Origin of the sequence: Bifidobacterium pullorum subsp. gallinarum (genome assembly GCF_000741215.1) — a bacterium.
Lineage (GTDB): Bacteria > Actinomycetota > Actinomycetes > Actinomycetales > Bifidobacteriaceae > Bifidobacterium > Bifidobacterium pullorum_B.
Map to the genome: position 1 here is coordinate 1 of NZ_JGYX01000009.1, position 2,726 is coordinate 2,726.

Annotated in this window: 3 protein-coding genes and 1 pseudogene; 2 read left to right on the plus strand and 2 right to left on the minus strand. The window is 59.6% G+C overall.

What is annotated here, in order from left to right:
* Nucleotides 1-421: IS3 family transposase (locus BIGA_RS08820; protein ID WP_034259972.1), on the plus strand; the 421-nt coding region annotated here is incomplete at its 5' end.
* 93 nt (nt 422-514) lie between these two features.
* Nucleotides 515-1,564 (plus strand): type ISP restriction/modification enzyme, encoded by a 1,050-nt coding sequence (locus BIGA_RS08825; RefSeq protein ID WP_161786284.1) that lies wholly within the window; start codon nt 515-517, stop codon nt 1,562-1,564.
* A gap of 289 nt (nt 1,565-1,853) precedes the next feature.
* Here BIGA_RS08825 and BIGA_RS08830 read toward each other — a convergent pair whose 3' ends face one another.
* Both BIGA_RS08830 and BIGA_RS08835 read right to left on the minus strand, forming a co-directional pair.
* Complete coding sequence (locus BIGA_RS08830) at nt 1,854-2,177, minus strand: hypothetical protein (RefSeq protein ID WP_033507983.1); 324 nt, start codon at nt 2,175-2,177, stop codon at nt 1,854-1,856.
* Between the two features lie 95 nt (nt 2,178-2,272).
* Nucleotides 2,273-2,726, minus strand: a pseudogene (locus BIGA_RS08835) (transposase); the annotation flags it as partial.

The following is a 2,726-nucleotide window of genomic DNA, read 5'->3' on the forward strand; positions in this document are numbered from 1 at the left end:
CGACTGCCATGACGGCAAGATCGTCGCCTACACGGCCGGCTTCCATCCCAACGCGGAGCTCGCCAACCGGATGCTCGCCGAGGCGGCGGAGACACTGCCCGACAACGCCCGTCCCGTGGTCCATTCCGACCGGGGATGCCACTACCGGTGGCCCGGATGGCTGGAGCTCATGGAACGCTACGGGCTGATCCGGTCCATGAGCGCGAAGGGCTGCAGCCCCGACAACGCCGCCGCGGAGGGATTCTTCGGTCGCATGAAGACGGAGTCCGTCTATCCCGAGCATTGGGAGAAACGCACCCGCGACGAGGTGCTTGTCCTGATCGACGAGTACATCCACTGGTACAACCACGAGCGCATCAAACAGTCGCTGGACTGGATGAGTCCGGTACAATATCGTCAAAGCCAAGGAATGGCTGCATGACTATCTCCAAGAAAACGTCCGCAGCCCCCTTACTACAATGATTGCCTTTCCCGATTCACTCAATCGGGTGACACATCATCGCCGGAAAAGTACATGGTTCCCAGCCCTGATATTTCATGGACGGCAGGCTTCAGGCAAGATTTTGCGAAGAAGAAGACCAAGCATCCGGAACAAGGCAAAATTGTGCGTTCCGCTTACCGGCCTTTCGCCAAACAATTTCTATGGTTCGACAAACAGACCAACGAAAGAACATATCTTCAGCCGCAGTTGTTCCCGTATCCCGAAGCGAAAAATCTTCAGATTAGCATCGTTCTTGGGAGCAGACAGTTCTCGTGTTTGATGACTGATGTTGTCCCTGACATACAGCTCTCTTTTAATGCGCAGTGTTTTCCGTTGTATTGGTATGAGAAGTTGGATGATGACTCTCCGGAGAAGTATGGTCTTGACTTCTACGAGATACGTGACCGTGCGGATTCGCATGGGTATGTGCGTCACGATGCAATTACCGACACGGCGCTGAACGTGTTCCGTGCGGCGTACCCCGCACTAAGCATCACCAAGGAGGACATCTTCTACTACGTGTACGGCATTCTGCACAGCAGCGAGTACCGCAGGCGCTTCGCCAACAACCTGACCAAGGAGCTGCCGCGCATCCCGCTCGCCCGTAACTTCAAGGCGTTCGAACAGGCCGGCCGCAAGCTCGCCAAGCTGCACCTGAACTACGAGAAGGTCAAGCCGTGGGACGTGACCGAGATCGGCGATCCGACGAACCCGGGCCGCACGGTCAGGATGACGTACCCGCGAAAGGTCAAGGATCCCGACACCGGCAAGAAGGTCGCCGACCTGACCGTGCTCCAAGTCGCCGAGAACCTGACCATCGAAAACATCCCGCTGCGCGCCTACGAGTACGTGGTGAACGGCAAGACCGCCATCGGATGGCTAATCGACCGGTATCAGGTCACCACGGACAAGAAAAGCGGCATCACGAACGACCCGAACGACTATTCGGACGATCCGCGCTACATCGTCGACCTCGTGGAGAAGGTCATTCGCGTCAGCGTGGAAACCGTCGACATCATCAACGGACTGCCGAAACTCGACGAGATCGGCAAACCCGCGAACTGGCCGCAGGAATGGAACTAAAACGGGCGAAAAATGGGGATCCGGCCAACCGGGTCCCCACCCCCCATCCGAACCTCTGAAGCCGCGTGGCGTGCACAGGGGAATCGACCTGCGCCGCTGCTGATATGCTTGGGAATTAGTTCCCTATATCTGGTAGACTGGATGCCGGTTGTTGGGAATTGGTTCTCCGTTGAGAATTGGTTCTTCCCATATCTGGTAGACTGGTGGATCTCCCGGAAACGGCTTTCCCATGCGGTTCCGCGCTGGTTGCGCGATGGGAAAACCGTCACCGGGGATGACGCCGATGGGGTCAGCGCCCCTGTTTTTTCTCGTCCCAATCCCAAGACAGCGGCACATGCTTCCGGGACTTCCATCGGGGATCGCCCAGCGCGTCGAAGCGCAGGCAGACGGGGTTCATTGCGGCGAGGGTGTTGACCGCGACCACCCATCCTCGTCCGGCGATCAGCTTATCCACCTCCTCCGGCACGGCGGCTCCGGTCGTCCAGCCCACCCGTTCCAGACCTTCGGGCGACAGGATGAGGGGCCTCAGCTTGAGCTGGGTCGGGCTGTTGAATCCCGCCACGGTCCACTGGGAGCAGGCGTACGGCGAGGCGTCGGGGAGGTTTCCACCCATGCGTCCAGTCCGGCGACGGGGTGTTTTTGTTCAATTGTTTGTTGAGGTTTGGGGGTGGTGACGTTTTGTTGGACTCCGGTGTCCTTGTTCTTTGATTATGCCATGAGTCCGAGCTCGCGTCTTCGTTTGGCGATGCTGGTGCCGAAGGCGAGCTTGATCCGCTCGTCCCGATACCAGCGCATGTACCCGTCCAACTGTTCGACGAACCCTTCGATGGTGACGCCCGTGAAGCTCCGGCCGTGGAAGAACTCCTGCTTGAGATGCCCGAAGAACCCTTCCGCGGCCGCGTTGTCCGGACTGCAGCCCTTCGCGCTCATCGACCGGGTCAACCCGTTCTCCCTGCAGATGCTGATCCACCCGGGCCACCGGTAGTGGCAACCGCGGTCGGAGTGGATGACCGGACGCTCCCCGTCCCGAGCGTGGCGCACGCGTCGCGGAGCATCCGGTTGGCCAGCTCGGCGTTCGGGCTCGTGCCGATCGTCCAGGCCACCGGCATCCCCGTCGTAGCAGTCGATCACCGGGGCTGAGGTAGACCTTGCCCGCGGGGAT